The organism is Rhodococcus sp. P4_E4 (assembly GCF_056401575.1).
The window spans coordinates 245939-265563 of sequence record NZ_JBFUJB010000015.1 but is presented as its reverse complement, the minus strand read 5'-3'; the positions used below and the strand labels follow the sequence as shown (position 1 = coordinate 265563).

Sequence of the window (19625 nt, the reverse complement as noted above, 5' to 3'; positions counted from 1 at the left end):
AAGGGGCGCAAGAGAATGCATCTACTCACCGATACCCTCGATTCGCTCTGGCAGGTAGTGGCAGTAGGACTGCTCTTCGGAGCGGGACTGCCGGCGATCTTCGCATTCGGCCTCAAGTCGCTGAGCCTGCCGAATCCCGACGGCACCGAAGGACCGACCACCCTGGGTAAAATGGGTGCGTACCTCTGTTTTGCGATCGTGCTCGTCACGATCTTCGCCGGAATTCTGTTGTTGATGAAGAACTTCTTGGCCAGCACGTTCGGAATCCACGTCTTCTGAGTGGTCGTCGCGGCACACCACTGAAACCACCGAAACGAAAATGAGGCCGAGGATTTGAGCAAGTATTCATTGCGCAGCGTGCTCGACTGGCTACGCGCCGGGTACCCCGAGGGCATCCCGGACAAGGATCATTTCGCCCTGCTCGCGGTTCTCCGTCGACGTCTGACCGACGAGGAGATCGAGCAGGTCGTTTCGATGTCCATCGAGTCCGCGCACGAGGTACCGGACCGCCACGTCGACTACGACACGATTCGCGCCATCATCGAGGGGATCCTCAACGAGGAGCCGTCCGAGGACGACGTCGATCGTGTCACCGAAAGACTGCGCGCAGGTGGGTGGCCGGTTATCGAAGACGTGGACGCCGACAACGAAGTTCGAGATGTGAGCTGACGTCATGGCTCTTCCGCCCTTCCTCACGTCGATAGTCGGCTGGTTGCGGGCCGGCTATCCCAATGGCGTCCCCGAACAGGACTACATCCCGCTCTTCGCACTCCTCACTCGCAGACTCTCCGAGGCCGAGGTCGACGCCGTCGCCGACGCGTTGATCGAGGACGGCGATCTGCCCATCGAGAAGACCGACATCCAGGTCCTCATCACGAAGATCACCAACGAGATGCCTCTCGAAACCGATGTCGACCGCGTGCGAAGCCATCTGGCTGACGGCGGTTGGCCCCTTGCCGGGCCGGACATCCGGTGAACGTTCTTCGCACACTCGCGGTTCCGCAGGGCGAGGCGGCTTTCGAGGTATTACCTGCCGTCGCGCAGATCCTGGGCGGCGAGCACGACGCCGTGCTCCCCGTCCCGGCTGCCGACGCACGCGAGACGGCCCGACTGAGCGACGCTCTGCACCCCGATCAGCCCATCGACGACGGCGTCTCGCTGGTAGTCGCCACGTCGGGAACCACGGGAACGCCGAAGGGCGCGATGCTCGGTGCTGATGCCCTGCGGGCCAGCGGCGACGCGACCCACGAACGCCTCGGCGGCACAGGATCCTGGTTGCTCGTTCTCCCTCCGCACCACATCGCCGGTATGCAGGTTCTGCTGCGCAGTGTTCTCGCCGGAACGCAACCGGTGATCGTCGACGTCAGTGCGGGTTTCGACCCGGCAGCGCTTCCGGGCGCCGTCGCCGCGATGAGCGGACCGCGCCGCTACACCTCCTTGGTGCCGACGCAGTTGGTCAAGGCGCTCGGTGATCGCGCCGCGGTCGAGGCGCTGGCTTCACTCGACGCGGTTCTGCTCGGCGGCGCTGCGACTCCCGCGCCGGTACTCGCGCAGGCAACCGAAGCGGGCATCACCGTCGTCCGTACCTACGGGATGAGTGAAACCTCCGGCGGTTGCGTCTACGACGGAATCCCGTTGTCCGGAGCGCAGATTCGTATCGACGACGGGCGAGTGCTGCTGGGCGGGCCGATGCTCGCGTCCGGGTACCGCGGGCTTCCCGACCACCCCGCTTTCGCCGAACCCGGATGGTTCCGGACCGACGACGCCGGAGCTGTGGTCGACGGAGTCCTGCGCATCAGCGGCCGGTTGGACGAGGCAATCTCCACCGGCGGGCTGACCGTCGTACCGCAGGTGGTCGAGGCCGCGCTGGCCGATCACCCCGCCGTTCGCGAGTGCGCGGTGATCGGCGTCGAGGACCAGCGGCTGGGGCAGCGGGTGGTGGCCGTGGTCGTACCCGAGGGCAAAGCTCCGACGCTCGACGAACTACGCACACATGCTCAGCGGACACTCGACGTGACCGCGGCGCCGCGCGAGCTGTTCGTCGTGGACGCACTGCCGCTCCGGGGGCCGGGCAAGCTCGACCGCGCCGCCCTGGTGGCTCGGTTCAGCTAGCAGCCGCAGCCCGATTGTTCAGCCGCAGGCCTGATCAGCGCCGCGGCTGCACAATCAGCGCGCGGCTCCGCGGAGGCAAGTCCGCTCGAACCTTTCGCGGACGCGTTCGAAGTCGCGAAGATCCGCCCATACCCACCGGAACACCTCGAACCCCGCGTCCCGGATCGCGTCCTCCCGCAGTTTCTCGCGCTCTACCGCCCTACCCGGATTGTCGCCGCGGTACTTGACCATCCCGTCGAACTCGCCCACCACACCGTGCTCTTTCCAGAAGAAGTCGACTCGTCCGATGAACCTGCCACCGTGACGGATCTCGTGCTGCAGCGTCGGCATCGGCCAACCGTCGTCGCGCATGCGTACCCGGCTGATGGACTCCCCCGGACTCTCGGCACCTGGTTCGATGAACGTCGCCGCCACTCGAGCGCGACTCATCCCCAGCCGTCCGCGCGCATGATCGAGCGAAGCGTCGACGTTCTCACGCCTCATCCCACGTCGCAGGGCGCAATCACCGATCACCACGGCGGTCTCGAACGGCGTCGTCCGTGCGAGGTCGACGAACGTTCGCGCAAGCGACGTGGTTGCGACGCCGTCGATCAGCGCGACCTCCTCGGGCGGGACCACTGCTGGATGAAGATGCAAGGTCTGACTCTTCCGCCCACCCGAGCATCGGCTACGCGTCAGATGCACGGTGTCCAATCGCAATCCGCCGCAATCCAATCCGTGCATGACCGCTGCCGAAGCGTGGCTCACGATCGCACCTGGACCACAGGTTTCAGCGGCCGCGAGGACCGCGCACCGGTGGCGTGCTCCAGCGTCGAGTTCGCGGAAGTGATCGGCGTGCATGTAGATCCCCGCTGAGATTCGGTGCAGCTCGCCGCGCCTGACCGCTCGCTGCAACTGCGCGTCGCTGGTGCCGTCCCGGTGAGCCTGCGCCCGCGTGAGAATTTCCATGCAGCGAGCGTGACGCCATCGCGCCCGCACACCGGCAAGCAAGTTCCGTCTGGGGATTGTTTGCCGGTTGTGGAGCACCGACCTCGCGCGCTGTGCAAGTAACCGCAAGTTCCACGCAAGGTCCATGCAAGATCGATCTGCCAAGCTTCATCCCATGAACCACACAGCTTCGCCTCTTGCCATCGAGGCCGACGGACTCGTCAAGAAGTTCGGCGAGCACCGCGCGGTCGACGGCGTCAGCCTCACCGTCCCCACCGGCTCGGTGTTCGGCGTCCTCGGGCCGAACGGCGCCGGCAAGACCACCACCGTCCGCATGCTCGCCACCCTCCTTCGCCCCGACGGCGGCGAGGCGCGCATCTTCGGTCACGACGTCAGCCGTGAACCCACCGCGGTCCGCTCCCTGATCGGCGTCACCGGGCAGTACGCCTCCGTCGACGAGGATCTGACCGCGACCGAGAACCTCGTGATCTTCTCCCGGTTGCTCGGCCTGAGCCGCCGCGATGCGCGCACCAAGTCCCTCGAACTCCTCGAGGAGTTCGACCTGGTCGAGGCCGCAACCAAGCCGCTGAAGAACTTCTCCGGCGGTATGCGTCGGCGCCTGGATCTGGCGGCCAGCCTGATCGCCCGCCCGCCGCTGCTGTTCCTCGACGAACCCACCACCGGCCTCGATCCGCGCACCCGCGCCCAGATGTGGGTGACCATCCGGCGACTCGTCGCCGAGGGCTCGACGGTGTTGCTCACCACGCAGTACCTCGACGAGGCCGATCAGTTGGCCGATCGCATCGCAGTGATCGACCGAGGTCGCGTGATCGCGAACGGCACCGCCGACGAACTCAAGGCTTCGGTCGGGATCTCCTCCCTCCAGCTCAAGTTGGTCGACCGTGACCGAACCGAGGAAGCTCGCTCGCTCATCGCGGCTGCGCTGAGCGTCGAGGTGGGTGTCACCCCCGAAGTCGGGCGGATCACCGCACCACTGAGCGACCCGTCGATCACTGCGGACCTGTTGATCCGTCTGCGTGAGCAAGGAATTGCCGTCGACGAGATCAACGTACAGAAACCCAGCCTGGACGAAGTGTTCCTGACCATTACCGGGCACCAGCCCGAAGACGGTGGACGCAACGACGCCCAGTCCGACAACGACTCCGATCGGAGCGTCGCATGACAACCACCCTCACCAAACCCCGGTCGCCGATAGCCCAGCCGGATGCCGCACCCCGCCGCATCAGCCTGCAGCAGAGCTTCGCGAACACGTTCACGATGGCGTACCGCGGAATTCTCAAGATCAAGCACAACCCCGAGCAACTGTTCGACGTCGTCATCCAGCCGATCATCTTCACGTTGATGTTCACGTACATCTTCGGCGGCGCGATCGCCGGTGACGTGACGGCATATCTGCCGACGATCATCCCCGGCATCCTCGTCCAGACCGTCATCACCGGTTCCATCGTCACGGGCACTCAGCTTCGTGAGGACATGGACAAGGGCGTGTTCGACCGCTTCAAATCCCTTCCCATCGCTCGTATCGCCCCGCTGTCCGGCGCATTGCTCGCCGATGTCGTGCGCTACGGCATCGCAACGACCATCACGTTCATCGTCGGTTTCGCGATGGGATACCGCCCCGCAGGCGGCGTGGTCGGCATTCTGTCTGCCGCGATCCTGGTCATGGTGTGCGCGTTCTCCATCAGCTGGATCTTCGCCCTCATGGGCGTGCTGATGAACAAAGCGTCCACGGTGCAGGGTGTTTCGATGCTCGTGCTGTTCCCGCTGACGTTCCTGTCGAATGCGTTCGTCGATCCTGCCACCATGCCGAGTTGGCTTCAGAAGTTCGTGAACGTCAATCCGGTCTCACACTTGGTGACCGCGGTTCGCGAGCTGGCCAACGACGGTCACTTCGGTATCCACGTCGTGTGGTCGTTGGTCGGCGCCGCGGTGATCGTTGCCGTCATGGCGCCCCTGACCGTGCGGATGTACATGCGCAAGACCTAAGTCTTGCAACATCGTCCAGCTCTAACCCAGCACCGGTCCGCGAAGCGCAGCCAACACTGCTTCGCGGACCGCTCTGCGTGAGTAGCCCGACACCTTCTCGGTTTCCACAGACCACCTGTCGGCTCCGACTACACCAACCGCGAAGTCGGAGAGGCGCGCATGGTGGAGCGAGACGAAGTCCTGTCTCCCTGGCATTTTCAACGACAGAGCCATCAGTTCGACCCCTCGATCGATGTTGTCCGTGACAAGATCGAACGACCCGATCGCCGACGCCAAGGAACCCGCGAGCGGCAGGTCCGCATAACCCTTGGGATCGAACTTGAGAGCACTCGAATCCTTCATCTGCAGAACACGATTTGCCACGAGTTCATGTCGGCCGTGAACGACGTGAGCACACACGGCCGCAGCACCGAGCAGAACGACGAAGGGATCACCGAAGATGTTCTCGATCGCAGAGCCCAACAACTCCAGTGCTTCTCGATACCTGGCCAACCCTTCGTCGATTCGGCCGTCGGCGAGATCCGCCTCGGCGATGCTCGCCATCAGCGCCGCGCGCCGTTGATCGGTTTCGATGGCACCGGTCCCACCCGAGTGCGCCAAGGCCGGGCGTGCCCGATCGAGAAGTGTTCGCCCGCCGGCGGTGTCACCGGATGCGATCATTGCTCCGGCTTGAAAGCAGATGAGCTGCATCGCCTCGTCACGTGCACCGAGGCGTTCCATCGACGCCGCCGCAATCGCGTAGAACTCGATGGCCTCGCCATATCGCGCGGATTGGCTGTGGACCGACCCGACATGCTGGGCCGCCATCGCAAGGCCCCACTCGTCACCGGCATTGGTCGCGTAGTCGAACAACGCTTCCCCGTCCAGCAATGCGCCCCGCAGATCCCCGATGTTTTCGCGCATATTCGAACGCGCGGACAGCGCAGCCATTCGGGTCTCGGGGTCGGAACTGCGAACGCCTTCCGCAACCAAACGCGCAAGTCTGTGGTTGGCGATCCCACTCGTGGTCAGCTTGATCAGAAATGCGAACAACGGACCGAGATCATCGCGCTCACGCAACAGCTTTCGAAGACGAACCCGCGCGCGGGCATGGTTTCGATCGGTCTCCGCGAAAAACAGATGCATCGCCACCAGAATGAACGTCGCGCCCACCAATTCTGCATTTACATCGCGTAGATCGTTGTCCGCGGTCGCCCCGACGATCTTCGACGCCCAGTTCGAGACTTCCGAATTCGATCCTCGTACGGCCCACAGAATCGCGAGGACGGGAAAGACGTTGGCTACGGTCACCGCGTCGCCGCGCTCGACAGCCCAGCGAAGAACAGCGAGAAGGTTGTCGTGCTCGGCATCGAGGTCGGCAATCAGGCGCAGCTGATCCGTGCGTGCACGCACGACGGCGTCCTCGGCGATCGCGATTGCCCAGTCATCCAGGCGCCGGATGACTTCCGGCCCCTCTCCGGACGCGGCGCGTCGCTCCTCGCCGTATTCACGGACCGTCTCGAGCATGTAGTACCGAAGCTCACCCTGCCCGTCGCTGACGGAAAGAAGTGACTGATTGACCAGCGCTTCGACGGCGCCTGCCACATCGGCCAACTCGCCCCACCCGGCAACGGCCTGCGCCGAGGAAAGCGTGAAACCTGCTGGGAATCGGCACAACCGACGCAGCGCAATCTGATCACCGCTGCCCAACAGATTCCAGCTCCAGTCGATCACCGCGTGCAGAGTTCGATGCCGATCTGGAGACGTCGGATCATCGGAGCGCAACAATGCGAACCGATCTCGCAGTCTCGAACCGATTTCGTCGACGCTCATCGTGCGGACCCGGGCAGCCGCGAGTTCGATCGCCAACGGGAGTCCGTCGAGCGTCGTACACAGCTTGACGACCGCATCGACGTCCAGATGAACGGACGGCCGCACCGCACGGGCTCTCGCCGAGAAGAGTTCGACTGCCGAGCCGGTTCCGTCGTCGATCGCCAACGGCGGCAACGGGTACACCGCCTCGGCACTGATCATGAGCGGCGAACGACTGGTGGTCAGTACCGTCAGCTGACGACCGGCCGCGATCATCTCGGCCACGATCTCCGAACACGCGCCGATCACGTGCTCGCAATTGTCGAGGATGAGCAACATCGGACCGGCGGACAACGCCTCTTTGAGTCGCTCTCGCGCCGAATGCGTCCGGCCGACGGTCAATTTGCCTGGCGCCAGATCGGATTCGCTGATTCCGAGGGTGCCGCCGATGGCCGCGATGACATCTTCACTGCTGCGCAACGACGCCAACTCCACGAGTACCACCGCGACGCCAGGCTGGTTCACGGATCCGCGCAGGCCCAATTCGTGTGCGAGACGGGTTTTTCCGGCGCCACCGGGTCCGAGAATGGTGACCACACGTGAGCGAGCCAGCAAGGATTCGATCTGGTCGATGTCGCTGTCGCGACCGAGCAAGGTGTTGGGGGCAGCGCGTAGACCGATCGCCCGCGCAGCTCGCGGTGTTGCCGCAGGTGCCCCGAGAAGTTCCGCGTTCAGAGTCACCAGTGCGGGTGACGGATCAGCGCCCAGGCGATTGGCGAGGTGGTTGCGGAACTCCGCGAATACTTCGAGTGCCTCGTTGACCCGGCCGGCTCCGGCGAGCGCACGCATCAACGCTTCGGCCGCTGTGTCGTCGAACGGGCTCGACAGATGGCGTCCGCGCACCAGTGGAATGGCGGCCGCGTACTCCCCCAACGTGAGCAACGCGTCGATCTGCGCGGACTCCAGTTCGTCGTACACGCGGCCTGCGTCGAGCGCCAGACGATCTGCGACGTCGCCGACCACGTCGCTCCCGGGGGTACCGCGCCACAGGCGCAGCGCCGCGGTCGTGACGGCGAGTGCCTCGGACGCGTCGGCGCCGCCGGCGCGCAGACGACGGACGGCGTCCGCTGCCCGGGCCAGGTCGACACGCTCCCGAGCGAGAGTGAGCCGGTATCCGGCCGCCGTGACTTCGAGCGCCCCGTCCGGAAGTGCAGATCGCAGGCGCGAGACCTGAGTGTGGAGGGCGTTCATCGGTGAGCGCGGCGGCTCCAGCCCCCAGACGTCGTCGATCAGGCTCTGCGCAGTACGGGGCTCACCCGGATTGCGAGCCAGCGCAACCAGCAGAGTTCGAGCTCGCGGACCCGGCAACGGAACCAGACGATCGCCCACTTTGGTCGAAATGGGTCCGAGCAAGGCAATGTCTGCCGGGTCTTCGCCCGACTGCGCGTACCTGGCGCGCTCACTCACGTCTCGAGTCATGTGCTGATCCACCGCGTTCGATCGTATTGCACAGTGCAAAGATCGTTGTATGGCAACAGCTGCTCAATGGATCGAAGGCGCGAGGCCGCGCACACTCCCGAACGCGATTGCGCCCGTGCTGGTCGGCACCGGAGCCGCGGCGTCCCTGGACCTCGCAGTGTGGTGGAAGGCGCTCCTGGCACTGATCGTCTCCTTGGCCTTGATCGTCGGGGTGAATTTCGCGAACGACTACTCCGACGGAATCCGCGGAACGGACGACGACCGCGTCGGGCCACTGCGCTTGGTCGGATCGAAGTTGGTCAGTCCCGGAGCTGTGAAGGCCGCAGCGATCAGCTGCTTCACCGTTGCCGCGGTAGCCGGGTTCGTTCTGGCGGCGACCACAGCCTGGTGGCTGGTTGCGGTCGGCGTGTTCTGCATCATCGGTGCCTGGTTCTACACCGGCGGCAAGAAGCCGTACGGATACAGCGGGTTCGGCGAGATCGCCGTGTTCATCTTCTTCGGGCTGATCGCAGTGCTGGGAACTCAATTCGTACAGGCCGAACGGGTGGATCTGGCCGGGCTGGCCGGCGCGATCGCCATCGGCTCGTTCTCGAGCGCGGTGCTCGTTGCCAACAATCTTCGAGACATCCCGACCGACACCGAGTCCGGAAAGATCACTCTCGCAGTCCGGCTCGGCGACGCGAAGACCCGCACGCTGCACGTGATCCTGCTGGCCGTCCCGTTCGTCGCGACCTTGCTGCTGATCCTGCGTACTCCGTGGGCATTGCTCGGATTGCTGGCGTTGCCACTGGCAATCCGAGCCAACGCCCCACTGCGTTCCGGCGGTCAGGGTATGGCCCTGATCCCCGCGTTGCGCGACACCGGACTCGCCATGCTCGTCTGGGGTGCCGCGACCGCAGTTGCGCTCAGTCTCGCCTGAAAGACGACGGACTCAACGGTTGTCGGGGACGAACGCGCTGAGCAGAAAGTTCACGATCGAGATGATCAGCGCGCCCCAGACTGCCGTCCAGAAGCCGTCGACCGTCAAGCCGTAGGACGTACCGGACGAGATCCACGCCGTCAGCATCAGCATCAGGGCGTTGATCACCAGCGTGAACAGTCCGAGGGTCAGGATGAGCAGCGGTAGTGAGAGAAGCTGCACTACCGGCTTGATGAAGGCGTTGACCACCGTGAAGATCAAAGCGATCACCGCGATCACGAGAACCGTGCCCCAGGTGCCGTTGTCGTGGTTGGCGATCGTGATGCCGGTGACCCACGCCGACGCCAGCCAGATGGCTATGCCGTTGATGATGAGACGTGCCAGAAATGTCATGTCTGAATGCTGGCACATCCCGCCCCGTGCATGCGGAGCCGTGCCGAATCTAGGCGGCGCGATTCATCTTCGCTTCCAAGCGCTCACGGATCACCGACATCGTGACCTGCGTTTCGAGGGCCTGACGGGTAGGCCCGTCGGCGACACGCAGGATGCCGAGCAGAATGTGTTCGGCACCGATTCGATTGTCCTTGTGCGCGAGCGCTTCACGAAGCGAGAGTTCCAACACCTTCTTGGAGTCCTTCTCGAATCGTGAACGAGGGAACCCAAATCGACTCTTGCGAGAAGTGTCGACGCCGTCCGGCACAGGAGTCTCGTCCAGCACACCTTCGCCGAAGGACTGCTCGAGACTCTCCCGAACCGCATCGAGATCGATGCCGATCGACTTGAGTATCTCGGCGTCGTCGTCGAAATTGTTCGAGCTACCTTCGTTCGATCCGGCGCCGGCGTGGCGGATCACGTCGAGGGAGACACCGGACTCGGTGAGCACCTCGGTGGCGATGCCCCGATCAGAGGTGAGCAGCGCGGTCAGAAGTTCCATCGGCGTGACCGGACCGGATCCGGCGACAGCATCGACAACGACGCCTCGAGCCTGTGCGGAGAACCTTTCGAACATGGCAATTACCTGCCCTTCTCGCGCAGTGAACGCAGCATCGATTCCGACTGCGCGGACGCGTATTTCTTGTGGACGGCTTGACGGCTGACCTCGAGAGCTTCCGCGATCGCCTGCCAGGACCATCCGTGACGGCGCGCATTGGCGACCTGAATGGCCTCGAGTTTTTCGAGTAGACGACGCAGCGCTCGAACAGCACGCAATCCCTCGGTGGGATCCGGGCTACCGGCGGCAGCAGCGAGAGAGGTTGCTTCGGTCATGATGTCAATTTAGGTTGACAACCGGAATCTGTCAACCAAAATTGACAGGCACGCCTAGTATCCGGCGACGGCCCCGTTCACTGCCACCTGCAAGTCAGCCTGCACAGTTCGGGCGATATCCATCGGCTTGTCCGGAAGGTCGGTCAGCGGCATTCCGACAAAGACACTCGCAGCCTTGACGTCGCCGGCCACCGGACCATAGTTGATGCCGATCGACACCAGAGCCGGTGAGCATCCCAATTTCTCGGCGCGCGCGACGATGTGGCCGATTCCACTGTTGACGTGCTGCAACCGCGTCGGATCTTCGGTGTTGCACGTCCCTTCCGGGAAAATCGCCAGACAGTCCCCGTTGCCCAACCGCTCGGCCGCGACGTCCATCATCACTCGGCCGGCATCCGAAACAGCGCGAAGGCCGTAGTTCTTGCTGCGAAAAACCGGGATGCTGCCCATCATGTCGACCTTCTTGCGCTGTGAAGGATCAACGAAGAGTTCGTCTTTGGCGAGGACCCGGGTCCGTCCGATCACTCGACGCAACGGAGTACGCCACGCGGTCGCGGCGAGCGTGAACTGGTCGCTCTCGGTCAGATGATTGACTGCCACGACCAACTGCGTCTTACGTTCCAGCAGAGTCTTCAGCGCAGCTTCCGCACCCGGCGCGTACCTCACCCGCGGGCGGTACTTCAGTGCCAACGCGGCATAGGCGAGCTTCGCCACGAATCGGTTCTGCTGATGACTGCGGTAGTACTCGTACACAGCCTCGTAATTGTCGAGTGAAACTTCAGGATTGCCCATGATCCGCCCTCGCTGGAGAAGTGCCCCTTGGACAAACGATACACAACCTACGGTTCCGTAGGTTTGTGTTTCACATGGCGTAGCGCTGGGAGAAACGCACTTCTCGAGGTAAAACGGTTTCTGTGATCCGCTCGGCCATATCCACCGACCTACCCGCACTGCAACAGATCGAGATCGCCGCGGGCGAACCGTTCCGAGACATCGGGATGGACGCCATCGCAGACGATCCACCGCCGACGCTCGACGAGTTGAACGATTTTCTCGCAGCCGAGCACATCTGGGTTCAGACCGACGCGAACGACGTACCCGTTGCGTACGCACTCGTCGAGATCGTGGACGGCGGCGCGCATATCGAGCAGGTCTCCGTTCACCCCGATCATGCCCGGAAAGGCCTCGGAGCTCAGCTGATCGACGCCGTCACCGAATGGGCGGCGGACCACCACCACGATCTCGTGACTCTGACGACGTTCGTCGACGTTCCGTGGAACGCGCCGTACTACGAGCGCCTCGGGTTCGTGCGCCTGGCCGAGAACACGCTCTCCCCCGGCCTGATACGCATCAGAACGGACGAGCAGTCGTCCGGGTTGGACGCCTGGCCACGCGTGACGATGAGCCGCCCGTCACACGGTCCGGCGCCGGCGATTCAGGAACTGGCCGTCCACGCACCCGAACGGACGAACTCGTCCAGCACTGTCGTCGGGCCGAGCAGGTCGATCCCTTCCGAAGCCACCCATTCGTCGTTGTAGTACGTGCCCGAGTAACGCTCTCCGCCGTCGCACAGCAGCGTGACGACGCTGCCGCTGCGCCCGGCTGCCATCATCTCGGCAATCAACGCAAAAGCTCCCCACAGGTTCGTCCCCGTCGAGCCACCTACTTTGCGCCCCAGGGCTGTGCTGGCGTGCCGGGCGGCTGCGATCGAGCCTGCGTCCGGCACCTTGATCATTCGGTCGACCACCTGACCGACAAACGACGGTTCGACGCGCGGACGGCCGATGCCCTCGATCCGGGAACCCCGTGTACCGACGATCGACGGATCGCTCGCTCGCCACGCGTCGAAGAACACGGAGTGCTCCGGATCTACCACGCACAGCCCCGTGTCGAATTTCCGATAGCGAAGAAAGCGGCCGATCGTGGCGCCGGTTCCGCCCGTCCCGGCTCCGACGACCACCCAGTCGGGAATCGGATGTTCCTCGTGCTCGAGCTGAGTGAAGATCGATTCGGCGATGTTGTTGTTTCCACGCCAGTCCGTCGCGCGCTCGGCGTGGGTGAACTGGTCCATGTAGTGACCGTTCAACTCACTCGCGAGCCGATGCGATTCCGAGTAGATCGAGGACGGATCGCTCACGAAATGACAACGTCCGCCCTGCGCCTCGATCAGTGCGATCTTGGCGGGACTCGTGCTCGCGGGCATCACCGCGACAAAATCCAGGCCGAGCAACTTCGCGAAATACGCCTCGCTGACAGCCGTCGAGCCGGACGACGCTTCGATGACGGTGGTCTCTTCGGTAACCCAGCCGTTGCAGATCGCGTAGAGGAAAAGCGACCGTGCGAGTCGATGCTTGAGACTCCCCGTGATGTGGGTCGACTCGTCCTTCAGATAGAGCTGGACGGTCCAGTTACTCGGCAGCGGATAGCGCAGTAGGTGAGTGTCCGCGCTGCGTTGCGCGTCGGCTTCGATCAGCCGCACCGCGTTGTCGACCCACTGGCGCGAGGTCCGACGGTCGACGTCGAGCGACTCCGTGGTCACCGCCCGTCTCCGCGCAGCTTGGAGCGAAGATCGTCACGATCGGACCGACGCTGGGCGTCGACCGCCGCGATGCCCGCATTGACACGCTTGCGCAGTTTCGCGAAGAGCAGCAGCGACAGCGGCAGCGCGATCAGAACTGCGAACAGTGCCGCGACGATCAAGGGAACGTCGGTGCCGGCGAGCTTTCCGCCACCGATGATGACGGCACCGATCACGACGACAAGCAGCAGCCGAGCGACCGAGTACAGCACCACGTCGCGGGCTAGTTGACCCTTGGTCACCGGCCCGGCAGCCGACTTTGCTTGCCCAGAGTTTGCGGAGGGTTTACTGGCCTTGACCGGCTCAGAAGGAACATTTTCGGGGTTTTCAGACAACTGACTCACCCTCTCAGGTTACCCATTCCGAATACGGGTGGGACTGAGCCCGCTATATCCATTTTGTCCTTTACTTAAACATTACCTTATCTTGAAAGATCGACTACCCGGCTATATCTGTGCAAACATTGCGCTACCACTCAGAAAACGGTCGAATGTGAGCGAAGGACTTCGAAACAAACTCGACGCAGGTTTTTGGCAACTGGTCGACACAACGGTTCGGAACCAAAGTTCGGAATCACTGCTCGGTTCGGAATCATTGTTCGTCAAACGTTCGACATCAACATGGAGGACCTCACAATGAGCGCACCAACCTTCAATACCGCCGCAGACGCACTCATGACGCCCGGACAGGTAGCGGCATTGTTTCATGTCGATCCCAAGACCGTGACCCGCTGGGCACACGCAGGACGACTGGGCTCGCTTCGCACACCAGGAGGACATCGTCGATTCCGTGAGACCGAGGTCATGCAGCTTCTGCGCTCGCTGACCACCGAAGCGGACAACAACTGAGCAACTTTCGCTCACGTCGAAGTACTTGTAGTACCCGACAGATCTTGCAGTACCCGACAGATACAGCACTAGCGCACTGAGCCGAAACGCTTGTCCGCACCACTTCTGGTGAAGCGGGCCGGAGACTGAGTAGGCTCGACTTCAGTTCCCTGAGGAGGTGCGCCGTGTTGTATCTGTTGGCGTTGGTGGGTTTGGTGACATTGATCGTTCTGATGTGGAAGGCGTTCGGGCCCGATCCGTCGACGCGTACCCCGGTGAGCGGCGTACGCGGGCCGGACGACGATCCCGAATTCCTGTGGAATGTGAACCAGCAAACACGACGCAAGCGCACGGAAGGGCCGGACGTACCGCCGACTGACACGTCGACGTAGCGTCCGGGCTCACCCGGCTATCCGATTACCGCCCCGGCAACGCGAACGGGGAGGCCGGAAAGTCCTGCGCAACCACCGCAGCCAACTCCAGCACCGCTTCCCGAGTACCTGGACGCAGCCGGTCCAGATCGATTTCGGCGCCCTCTTCCAAATGCGGATCGAACGGAATCAGTCTCACCGCTCGACAGCGCTGCTCGAAATGCTCGACGACCCGGGGCAGATCAACCTTGCCCGAGCGAGGCCGTACCGCGTTGATGACGGCTACGGACGTGGCGACCAGCCTGCTGTAACCGTGAGCGTCGAGCCAATCAAGTGTCGCGGAGGCGCTACGTGCACCGTCGACGGATCCGGAACTGACGACGATCAACGAATCTGCACCTTCGAGAATGGCCTGCATCGCCGAGTGCATCAATCCGGTGCCGCAGTCGGTCAGAACTATGCTGTAGAACTTCTCGAGCATGTCGACCGTGCGCGTGTAGTCCCCGCCGCTGAAGGCCTCTGAAACTGCTGGATCACTGTCGGATGCAAGCACTTCGAGACGGTGGCGATTCTGCGATGTGTAGCCGCGGACGTCGCTGTACTTCTCGATGCTGTTCTCGTCGCGCAGCAGGTTTCGCACTGTTGCCGGAGTCTCGAGCGGGATCTTCTGGCTCAGCGTTCCCCGGTCGGGGTTTGCATCGACAGCGACGACGCGATCGCCGCGGATCGAGCCGAACATCGACCCCAGTGTCGCAGTGGTCGTGGTTTTTCCGACGCCACCTTTGAGACTGAGCACCGCAACCTTGTAGCAGCCCTGAAGCGGCTGGTTGATCTGGCGCGTCAACTCGACGAGGTGCTGCTCCTTTGCACCGTTTCCGAGGTTCACCGATCGGCCGGACAACGTGTACAGCGCCTTGCGCCAGCCACCCACCGGGGCAGGCCGGACAGGCCGCTTGACGAGGAGCGCAGCCGAGAGATCTTGCGCAGTCATCGGGAGAGCTGACTCGAAGCGACTGTCCGGAGCCGAGTTGAATCCGGTCTGCGGCATCGGAGCGCGAGTAGGTGGCGCTGTCGGCGGGGCCATCGGCATGGCCAACCCATTCGGCACGGCCTGACCATTTTGCAGGGCGTGGCCGTTCTGCACCGGCGCAGCGCCGGGGTGCCCGAACTGCCGAATCACGGGATTGGGCGGATGCACGCCGGGCGCAAAAGGCGCCTGCGGGTGCTGGAGCGGTCTCGCGGATCCATGCGCGGTCGGACTGGGCTGCGAATTCTGGACAGGCTGCGGATTCTGGACAGGCAGCGGATTCTGGACAGGCTGCGAATTCTGGGCAGGCTGCGGAGCGCCAGTTCGCGAATCCGGAACCGACCCTGCACGATTCGTAGGTTCGTAGGTCTGCATCGGCATCGCGGGCGAGGTCGAGAACTGGCCGTTGATCGGGCCGGGCTGTGCTGCCGGATACTGGATGACCGGCGTCTTGGGACCTGGTACCGGCGCCGCCGGAGTCGCTGGGGTCGTCGTCGGCGGCGGAGCGGCAGGTGCACTGGGCGCCTGGCCGGCGACTTGCTGGAGCGGGCCGGAGTCGACCGGGGCCACGAAGAGACTGCGAACATCACTGGGAACCGAGTCGGATGACGGCTCGGGCGCGGATGTGCGCAGCTCGCGCCGCGTCGGCTCGGCAGGACGCACCGGCTCCCACAATCCTGCTCCGGCGTCTTCGATCTTGTCGGCCATCTCGCAGTTCCCCCTCGTCGATCCCGCAGCTACCAGACAGCTAGTAATTCACCAAGCTGCATCGTAGCTGGCGCCGCCCCTGACTTACCCACCGGTAATACCTACAGACCGGTCGGCAGCCACCCACGGTACCTCGAGAGGATCAGTTGAGTCCCGCGTAGGAGTGCAAGCCGGACACGACCATGTTGATGATGAAGAGATTGAACAGCATCGCAACGAATCCGGCGATGTTGATCCAGGCAGCCTTGGTCTCCCGCCAACCAGACGTTGCCCTCGCGTGCAGGTAGGCCGCGTAGATCACCCAGGCGATGAAGGACATCGTCTCTTTGGGGTCCCAACCCCAGAAGCGTCCCCATGCAGCTTCCGCCCAGATCGCACCGAGGATCACACCTGCGCCGAACAGCGGAAATGCGATGATCGTGCTCTTGTATGCCAAGCGGTCGAGCGTCTGGGCGTCCGGCAGTCGCTCCGCGATCCGGCCGCCGATGCTCGTGCCTTCGTCACCGGGCGGGAACTTCAGTCGCAACAGGAACAGGAGGCTGGCGATACCGCCGATCATGAAGATGCCGGAGCCGACGCTGACGATCGTCACGTGAATCGGCAGCCAGTACGAGCGCAGCGCCGGAACCACGGGAGCCGCGTCGGCGTAGAGAACCGTGCCGGCGAGGAACATCAAGATCAGAACCGGTACCAGCAGGAAGACCCACATCGGACGGTACGCCGGCTTGATCAGCAGGACGTGCCCGACCAGCAACGACGCCGCACACGCCATCGCCACGAATTCGTACATGTTGCCGAGTGGGAATCGTTCCGTCGCAAATCCGCGGAGCACGATCGACGCGATGATCAGTACCGTTCCGACAACCAAGACAGCTCGGCCCATTCCGCCGAATCGCTCCGAGAGCGACTTGGTCGGAGTCTCCGCGACCCTGCCAGGCACGGACGCGTCGACTCCACCGGCAGAGACCAGTTCCTTGTCCTGAACCGCCTTGGCTCTGGCCGACGCGTACTGCACGATGAGCAGCACAAACGCCAGCACGAGCACGGTGAAGGCGGACTTGAAGGCCCAGTCGCTGTACTGCGCGAGTGTCTCGTTGGTTGTCATCGGGCGTTCTCCTGCGCGTGCGGTTGGTTCACCGCGGTGGTCGGATTGCTTTTCAGCAAGCGGTCGGCGAGGCGGTCGAACTCGTCGCCCCAGCCTGCGTGGTCGGTGCGGGCAAGCCCACCAAGTTCTACTACAGTACGTCGTTCGTCATCTGGATAGATACGTGCCCAGACGCGGCGACGCTTGATCACGAGCGAGACGAGTAGCCCCGCCATCATCGTCAACGCTGAAACCAGTACCCACACCTGAGCGGGATCGTGGGAGACCTGCAGGTTGACGAAGTCGACGGCACCATCGAATCGCACCTGAGTTCCGTCGGCAAGCGTCGCGCTCTCACCCGGGAACAGATTGACTCGATCCTGCTTGACCAGCCGGCCCTGATTGATCAGTTCGGTGTTGAGTTCGAACAGCGATTGCGGATTACCGGTATCGAGTCCGGTATCACCCTTGTAGATGTCGATGGCGACTGCCGGATCGTTCATCGCCGGGTAACTCGACGACAGCAGGTTGCCGTGGAACAGCGCGGTGGGCGCGAACAATCCTTCGATGGCAATCTGATTCTTCCGACGCTCGTCCGTATCGGGATACATGCCGCCCGGCGGGTCGAAACGCATTGCGCCACTACTCAGGAACGTCGTGGCGTCGTCCGGACGCCACTGGAGCGTCTCGGTGCGGGTCTCACCGTTCGGGAACGTGACGGTGAATGTCGGCGCGTATCCGTGTCCCTGCAGGTACACACGATCGCCGGCGATCCGCAGCGGGTGGTTCACCTGGATGGTCGTGTCCCGCCAGGTATCGGACTCGAGGTCGTCGCCTGCCTGGTACGAGATGTCCGAGGTGAACATCTCGGCCTGACCGGTCTCGAGGTAGTCGGCCTGGAAATTCTTCACACGGACACACAGCGGGGTCATGCCGGTGCCGTCGAGGCTCAGGCCCGCGACGAACGAGTCGAACACTGCCGGCGAGGTCGTGCAGAATCCGGGGCCGTCGTTGGCGATGACGATGCGGTTGCCCTCGTAGCCGAACAACTTGCCCGCGGCGATCGCGATCAACAACCCGACCAGGGACAGGTGGAACACGAGGTTGCCGAATTCGCGGAGGTATCCCTTCTCCGCCGAGATGGTGATCTCGCCTTCGCGTCGTGATTTCGTATCGCCGCGACGCGTTTCGACGCGCCACCCACGCAGTTCTTTCGACACCCGGGCAGCAAGTTCGTCGGGAGTCTCGCCGTCGACGACGCTCTTGGTGTGGTGCGGCAGGCGAGCCAGATTGCGCGGCGCATTCACCGGACGGGTGCGCAGCGCCTTCGCGTGCTCCACGCAACGCGGCAGGATGCAGCCGACCAGCGAGATGAAGAGCAAAGCGTAGATCGCGGTGAACCAGAAGCTGCTGAACACGTCGAACAGTTCGAGGCGGTCCATCCACGGACCGAGCGTCGGACGCGCGGCGATGTAGTCGGCGACCTTGCCCTCGTTGAGGGTTCGCTGTGGCAGCAGGGCGCCGGGGATCGCAGCGAGTGCGAGGAGGAACAGCAGAACCAGCGCGGTCCGCATCGAGGTGAGCCCGCGCCAGGTGTTGCGCCCGAGTGCAACGACTCGACCGATCACCGACTGCTTCGGCAGCACGGGTGTCGGGTTGTCGTTATTGTCGTCAGCTGTCATATCGGCAGCGTCACCTCCGAGATAAATGCGTCGCGAACCCAGCCGACGAACTGGTCCCACGCGCCTGTGACGAGGGCGATTCCCACTGCCACCAACATGATTCCGCCGAAAATTTGAATGGTGCGTGCATTACGACGCAACCAGCCGACGCCGGTCAGCGCACGCGCCGACCCCAGCGCCAGAAAGATGAACGGCAGGCCGAGTCCGATGCAGTACGCGACGATCAAGGTGACACCGCGCGCGGCGGTCATCCCGTCGGTTCCCGCGGCTACGGACATCACGCCTGCCAACGTCGGCCCGAGGCATGGCGTCCACCCCAGCGCGAACACTCCCCCGAGCAGCGGCGCCCCCACCAGCGACGACACACGACGCGGTTCGAAACGGACGTCTTTCTGCAGCGCCGGGATGAGTCCGATGAACACCAGACCCATCGCGATCGTGACCACACCGCCCACGCGCATCAGGACCTCGCGGTTGACGAGCAGAGTCGAGATCACGCCGAACACCGACGCGGTCGCGAGAACGAAGACGACGGTGAAGCCGGCGACGAACAATCCGGCCGCACCGGCGACCCTCAGGCGGCTGCTCCGGGTGATCGTCCGGGTCCTCGCCTCGTCCGCGGTGATCGCGGGGGCGTCGGCACCGACGACGCCGGCCAGGTAGGACAGGTAGCCGGGAACGAGCGGCACGACGCACGGTGAAGCGAACGACACCAGACCGGCGAGCACACAGGCGCCGAGGGCCAGCAGAAGCGGACCGGACGACGCCGCGTTCTGAAACGCTTCGCCCACACCGGCACTCAGTGTGTCGCTGCCGGCCAGCAGCGTGGTGGTCGTGGTTGTCATCT

22 protein-coding genes are annotated in these 19625 nt (G+C 63.7%); 10 read left to right on the top strand and 12 right to left on the bottom strand.

Translation table 11 applies throughout. The features are described 5' to 3' along the window. The first annotated feature begins 15 nt into the window (after positions 1–15). From AC1DVN_RS18025 to menE, 4 genes are read left to right on the top strand one after another with little or no spacing between them, the layout of a single operon-like run. Positions 16–279 (top strand): membrane protein, encoded by a 264-nt coding sequence (locus AC1DVN_RS18025; RefSeq protein ID WP_019744334.1) that lies wholly within the window; start codon positions 16–18, stop codon positions 277–279. Between the two features lie 54 nt (positions 280–333). After that, positions 334–669, top strand: a complete 336-nt coding sequence (locus AC1DVN_RS18020; protein ID WP_019744335.1) for a DUF3349 domain-containing protein — start codon at positions 334–336, stop codon at positions 667–669. A 4-nt stretch (positions 670–673) separates the two neighbouring features. Next, positions 674–976, top strand: a complete 303-nt coding sequence (locus AC1DVN_RS18015; protein ID WP_019744336.1) for a DUF3349 domain-containing protein — start codon at positions 674–676, stop codon at positions 974–976. Then, positions 973–2112 (top strand): o-succinylbenzoate--CoA ligase, encoded by a 1140-nt coding sequence (menE, locus tag AC1DVN_RS18010; protein WP_020723596.1) that lies wholly within the window; start codon positions 973–975, stop codon positions 2110–2112. The genes AC1DVN_RS18015 and menE overlap by 4 nt, the downstream gene beginning before the upstream one ends. A gap of 54 nt (positions 2113–2166) precedes the next feature. Here menE and AC1DVN_RS18005 read toward each other — a convergent pair whose 3' ends face one another. Then, on the bottom strand, positions 2167–3060 hold the full coding sequence (locus tag AC1DVN_RS18005) for a hypothetical protein (protein ID WP_477994087.1): 894 nt from the start codon (positions 3058–3060) through the stop codon (positions 2167–2169). Between the two features lie 154 nt (positions 3061–3214). Here AC1DVN_RS18005 and AC1DVN_RS18000 point away from each other — a divergent pair, with 154 nt between their 5' ends. Next, entirely contained in the window at positions 3215–4222 is a 1008-nt protein-coding gene (locus AC1DVN_RS18000; protein ID WP_003941960.1) for a daunorubicin resistance protein DrrA family ABC transporter ATP-binding protein, read from the top strand. Further along, positions 4219–5046 carry an ABC transporter permease gene (locus tag AC1DVN_RS17995; protein ID WP_003941848.1) on the top strand — a complete coding sequence of 276 codons (828 nt, stop codon included), beginning with the start codon at positions 4219–4221 and terminating at the stop codon, positions 5044–5046. Before AC1DVN_RS18000 ends, AC1DVN_RS17995 begins: the two co-directional genes overlap by 4 nt. Before the next feature lie 21 nt (positions 5047–5067). Here AC1DVN_RS17995 and AC1DVN_RS17990 read toward each other — a convergent pair whose 3' ends face one another. Beyond that, on the bottom strand, positions 5068–8316 hold the full coding sequence (locus AC1DVN_RS17990; RefSeq protein WP_477994086.1) for an AfsR/SARP family transcriptional regulator: 3249 nt from the start codon (positions 8314–8316) through the stop codon (positions 5068–5070). 49 nt (positions 8317–8365) lie between these two features. On the opposite strand from AC1DVN_RS17990, the gene AC1DVN_RS17985 reads away from it, so the two are divergent. After that, complete coding sequence (locus AC1DVN_RS17985; protein ID WP_019744341.1) at positions 8366–9235, top strand: 1,4-dihydroxy-2-naphthoate polyprenyltransferase; 870 nt, start codon at positions 8366–8368, stop codon at positions 9233–9235. 12 nt (positions 9236–9247) lie between these two features. Here AC1DVN_RS17985 and AC1DVN_RS17980 read toward each other — a convergent pair whose 3' ends face one another. Genes AC1DVN_RS17980 through AC1DVN_RS17965 form a run of 4 tightly spaced genes read right to left on the bottom strand, consistent with a single transcriptional unit; the run spans position 9248 to position 11293 of the window. Then, on the bottom strand, positions 9248–9628 hold the full coding sequence (locus AC1DVN_RS17980) for a phage holin family protein (RefSeq protein WP_003941998.1): 381 nt from the start codon (positions 9626–9628) through the stop codon (positions 9248–9250). Positions 9629–9677: 49 nt separating this feature from the next. Beyond that, complete coding sequence (locus AC1DVN_RS17975) at positions 9678–10244, bottom strand: Clp protease N-terminal domain-containing protein (protein ID WP_477994085.1); 567 nt, start codon at positions 10242–10244, stop codon at positions 9678–9680. Positions 10245–10249: 5 nt separating this feature from the next. Continuing rightward, on the bottom strand, positions 10250–10501 hold the full coding sequence (locus AC1DVN_RS17970; RefSeq protein ID WP_003941869.1) for a helix-turn-helix domain-containing protein: 252 nt from the start codon (positions 10499–10501) through the stop codon (positions 10250–10252). A 54-nt stretch (positions 10502–10555) separates the two neighbouring features. Beyond that, the gene (locus AC1DVN_RS17965; protein WP_477994084.1) at positions 10556–11293 is read right to left on the bottom strand and encodes a lysophospholipid acyltransferase family protein; all 738 of its coding nucleotides are present in this window, start codon (positions 11291–11293) and stop codon (positions 10556–10558) included. Positions 11294–11415: 122 nt separating this feature from the next. Here AC1DVN_RS17965 and AC1DVN_RS17960 point away from each other — a divergent pair, with 122 nt between their 5' ends. Next, complete coding sequence (locus tag AC1DVN_RS17960; protein ID WP_054187825.1) at positions 11416–12039, top strand: GNAT family N-acetyltransferase; 624 nt, start codon at positions 11416–11418, stop codon at positions 12037–12039. Here AC1DVN_RS17960 and cds1 read toward each other — a convergent pair. Next, positions 11937–13040 (bottom strand): L-cysteine desulfhydrase Cds1, encoded by a 1104-nt coding sequence (gene cds1, locus AC1DVN_RS17955; RefSeq protein ID WP_317558362.1) that lies wholly within the window; start codon positions 13038–13040, stop codon positions 11937–11939. The genes AC1DVN_RS17960 and cds1 overlap by 103 nt on opposite strands. Then, positions 13037–13423 (bottom strand): DUF4229 domain-containing protein, encoded by a 387-nt coding sequence (locus AC1DVN_RS17950; protein WP_019744347.1) that lies wholly within the window; start codon positions 13421–13423, stop codon positions 13037–13039. The genes cds1 and AC1DVN_RS17950 overlap by 4 nt, the downstream gene beginning before the upstream one ends. A 291-nt stretch (positions 13424–13714) precedes the next feature. Here AC1DVN_RS17950 and AC1DVN_RS17945 point away from each other — a divergent pair, with 291 nt between their 5' ends. Further along, positions 13715–13927, top strand: a complete 213-nt coding sequence (locus tag AC1DVN_RS17945) for a BldC family transcriptional regulator (protein WP_003942029.1) — start codon at positions 13715–13717, stop codon at positions 13925–13927. 164 nt (positions 13928–14091) lie between these two features. Then, on the top strand, positions 14092–14298 hold the full coding sequence (locus tag AC1DVN_RS17940; protein WP_019744349.1) for a hypothetical protein: 207 nt from the start codon (positions 14092–14094) through the stop codon (positions 14296–14298). A gap of 25 nt (positions 14299–14323) precedes the next feature. Here the strand turns inward: AC1DVN_RS17940 and AC1DVN_RS17935 are convergent, their stop codons facing one another. The 4 genes from AC1DVN_RS17935 to AC1DVN_RS17920 all read right to left on the bottom strand — a co-directional run bounded on the left by AC1DVN_RS17935 (position 14324) and on the right by AC1DVN_RS17920 (position 19623). Beyond that, positions 14324–16012 carry a MinD/ParA family ATP-binding protein gene (locus tag AC1DVN_RS17935; RefSeq protein WP_477994083.1) on the bottom strand — a complete coding sequence of 563 codons (1689 nt, stop codon included), beginning with the start codon at positions 16010–16012 and terminating at the stop codon, positions 14324–14326. A 142-nt stretch (positions 16013–16154) separates the two neighbouring features. Further along, on the bottom strand, positions 16155–17117 hold the full coding sequence (gene ccsB / locus AC1DVN_RS17930; RefSeq protein ID WP_019744351.1) for a c-type cytochrome biogenesis protein CcsB: 963 nt from the start codon (positions 17115–17117) through the stop codon (positions 16155–16157). Continuing rightward, positions 17114–18778 carry a cytochrome c biogenesis protein ResB gene (resB, locus tag AC1DVN_RS17925; RefSeq protein ID WP_021333939.1) on the bottom strand — a complete coding sequence of 555 codons (1665 nt, stop codon included), beginning with the start codon at positions 18776–18778 and terminating at the stop codon, positions 17114–17116. The genes ccsB and resB overlap by 4 nt, the downstream gene beginning before the upstream one ends. After that, a complete protein-coding gene (locus AC1DVN_RS17920; RefSeq protein ID WP_019744353.1) occupies positions 18775–19623 on the bottom strand; it encodes a cytochrome c biogenesis CcdA family protein in 849 nt (282 codons plus the stop codon). The genes resB and AC1DVN_RS17920 overlap by 4 nt, the downstream gene beginning before the upstream one ends. Between the last annotated feature and the right edge of the window lie 2 nt (positions 19624–19625).

Excerpts from the sequence above, each read along its gene's own strand:
- AC1DVN_RS18025 (WP_019744334.1), top strand. The coding sequence starts at position 16 with ATGCATCTACTCACCGATACCCTCGATTCGCTCTGGCAGGTAGTGGCA.
- AC1DVN_RS18015 (WP_019744336.1), top strand. The coding sequence starts at position 674 with ATGGCTCTTCCGCCCTTCCTCACGTCGATAGTCGGCTGGTTGCGGGCC.
- AC1DVN_RS18005 (WP_477994087.1), bottom strand. The coding sequence starts at position 3,060 with ATGGAAATTCTCACGCGGGCGCAGGCTCACCGGGACGGCACCAGCGAC.
- AC1DVN_RS18000 (WP_003941960.1), top strand. The coding sequence starts at position 3,215 with ATGAACCACACAGCTTCGCCTCTTGCCATCGAGGCCGACGGACTCGTC.
- AC1DVN_RS17995 (WP_003941848.1), top strand. The coding sequence starts at position 4,219 with ATGACAACCACCCTCACCAAACCCCGGTCGCCGATAGCCCAGCCGGAT.
- AC1DVN_RS17990 (WP_477994086.1), bottom strand. The coding sequence starts at position 8,316 with ATGACTCGAGACGTGAGTGAGCGCGCCAGGTACGCGCAGTCGGGCGAA.
- AC1DVN_RS17985 (WP_019744341.1), top strand. The coding sequence starts at position 8,366 with ATGGCAACAGCTGCTCAATGGATCGAAGGCGCGAGGCCGCGCACACTC.
- AC1DVN_RS17980 (WP_003941998.1), bottom strand. The coding sequence starts at position 9,628 with ATGACATTTCTGGCACGTCTCATCATCAACGGCATAGCCATCTGGCTG.
- AC1DVN_RS17975 (WP_477994085.1), bottom strand. The coding sequence starts at position 10,244 with ATGTTCGAAAGGTTCTCCGCACAGGCTCGAGGCGTCGTTGTCGATGCT.
- AC1DVN_RS17970 (WP_003941869.1), bottom strand. The coding sequence starts at position 10,501 with ATGACCGAAGCAACCTCTCTCGCTGCTGCCGCCGGTAGCCCGGATCCC.
- AC1DVN_RS17965 (WP_477994084.1), bottom strand. The coding sequence starts at position 11,293 with ATGGGCAATCCTGAAGTTTCACTCGACAATTACGAGGCTGTGTACGAG.
- AC1DVN_RS17945 (WP_003942029.1), top strand. The coding sequence starts at position 13,715 with ATGAGCGCACCAACCTTCAATACCGCCGCAGACGCACTCATGACGCCC.
- AC1DVN_RS17935 (WP_477994083.1), bottom strand. The coding sequence starts at position 16,012 with ATGGCCGACAAGATCGAAGACGCCGGAGCAGGATTGTGGGAGCCGGTG.
- ccsB (WP_019744351.1), bottom strand. The coding sequence starts at position 17,117 with ATGACAACCAACGAGACACTCGCGCAGTACAGCGACTGGGCCTTCAAG.
- resB (WP_021333939.1), bottom strand. The coding sequence starts at position 18,778 with ATGACAGCTGACGACAATAACGACAACCCGACACCCGTGCTGCCGAAG.
- AC1DVN_RS17920 (WP_019744353.1), bottom strand. The coding sequence starts at position 19,623 with ATGACAACCACGACCACCACGCTGCTGGCCGGCAGCGACACACTGAGT.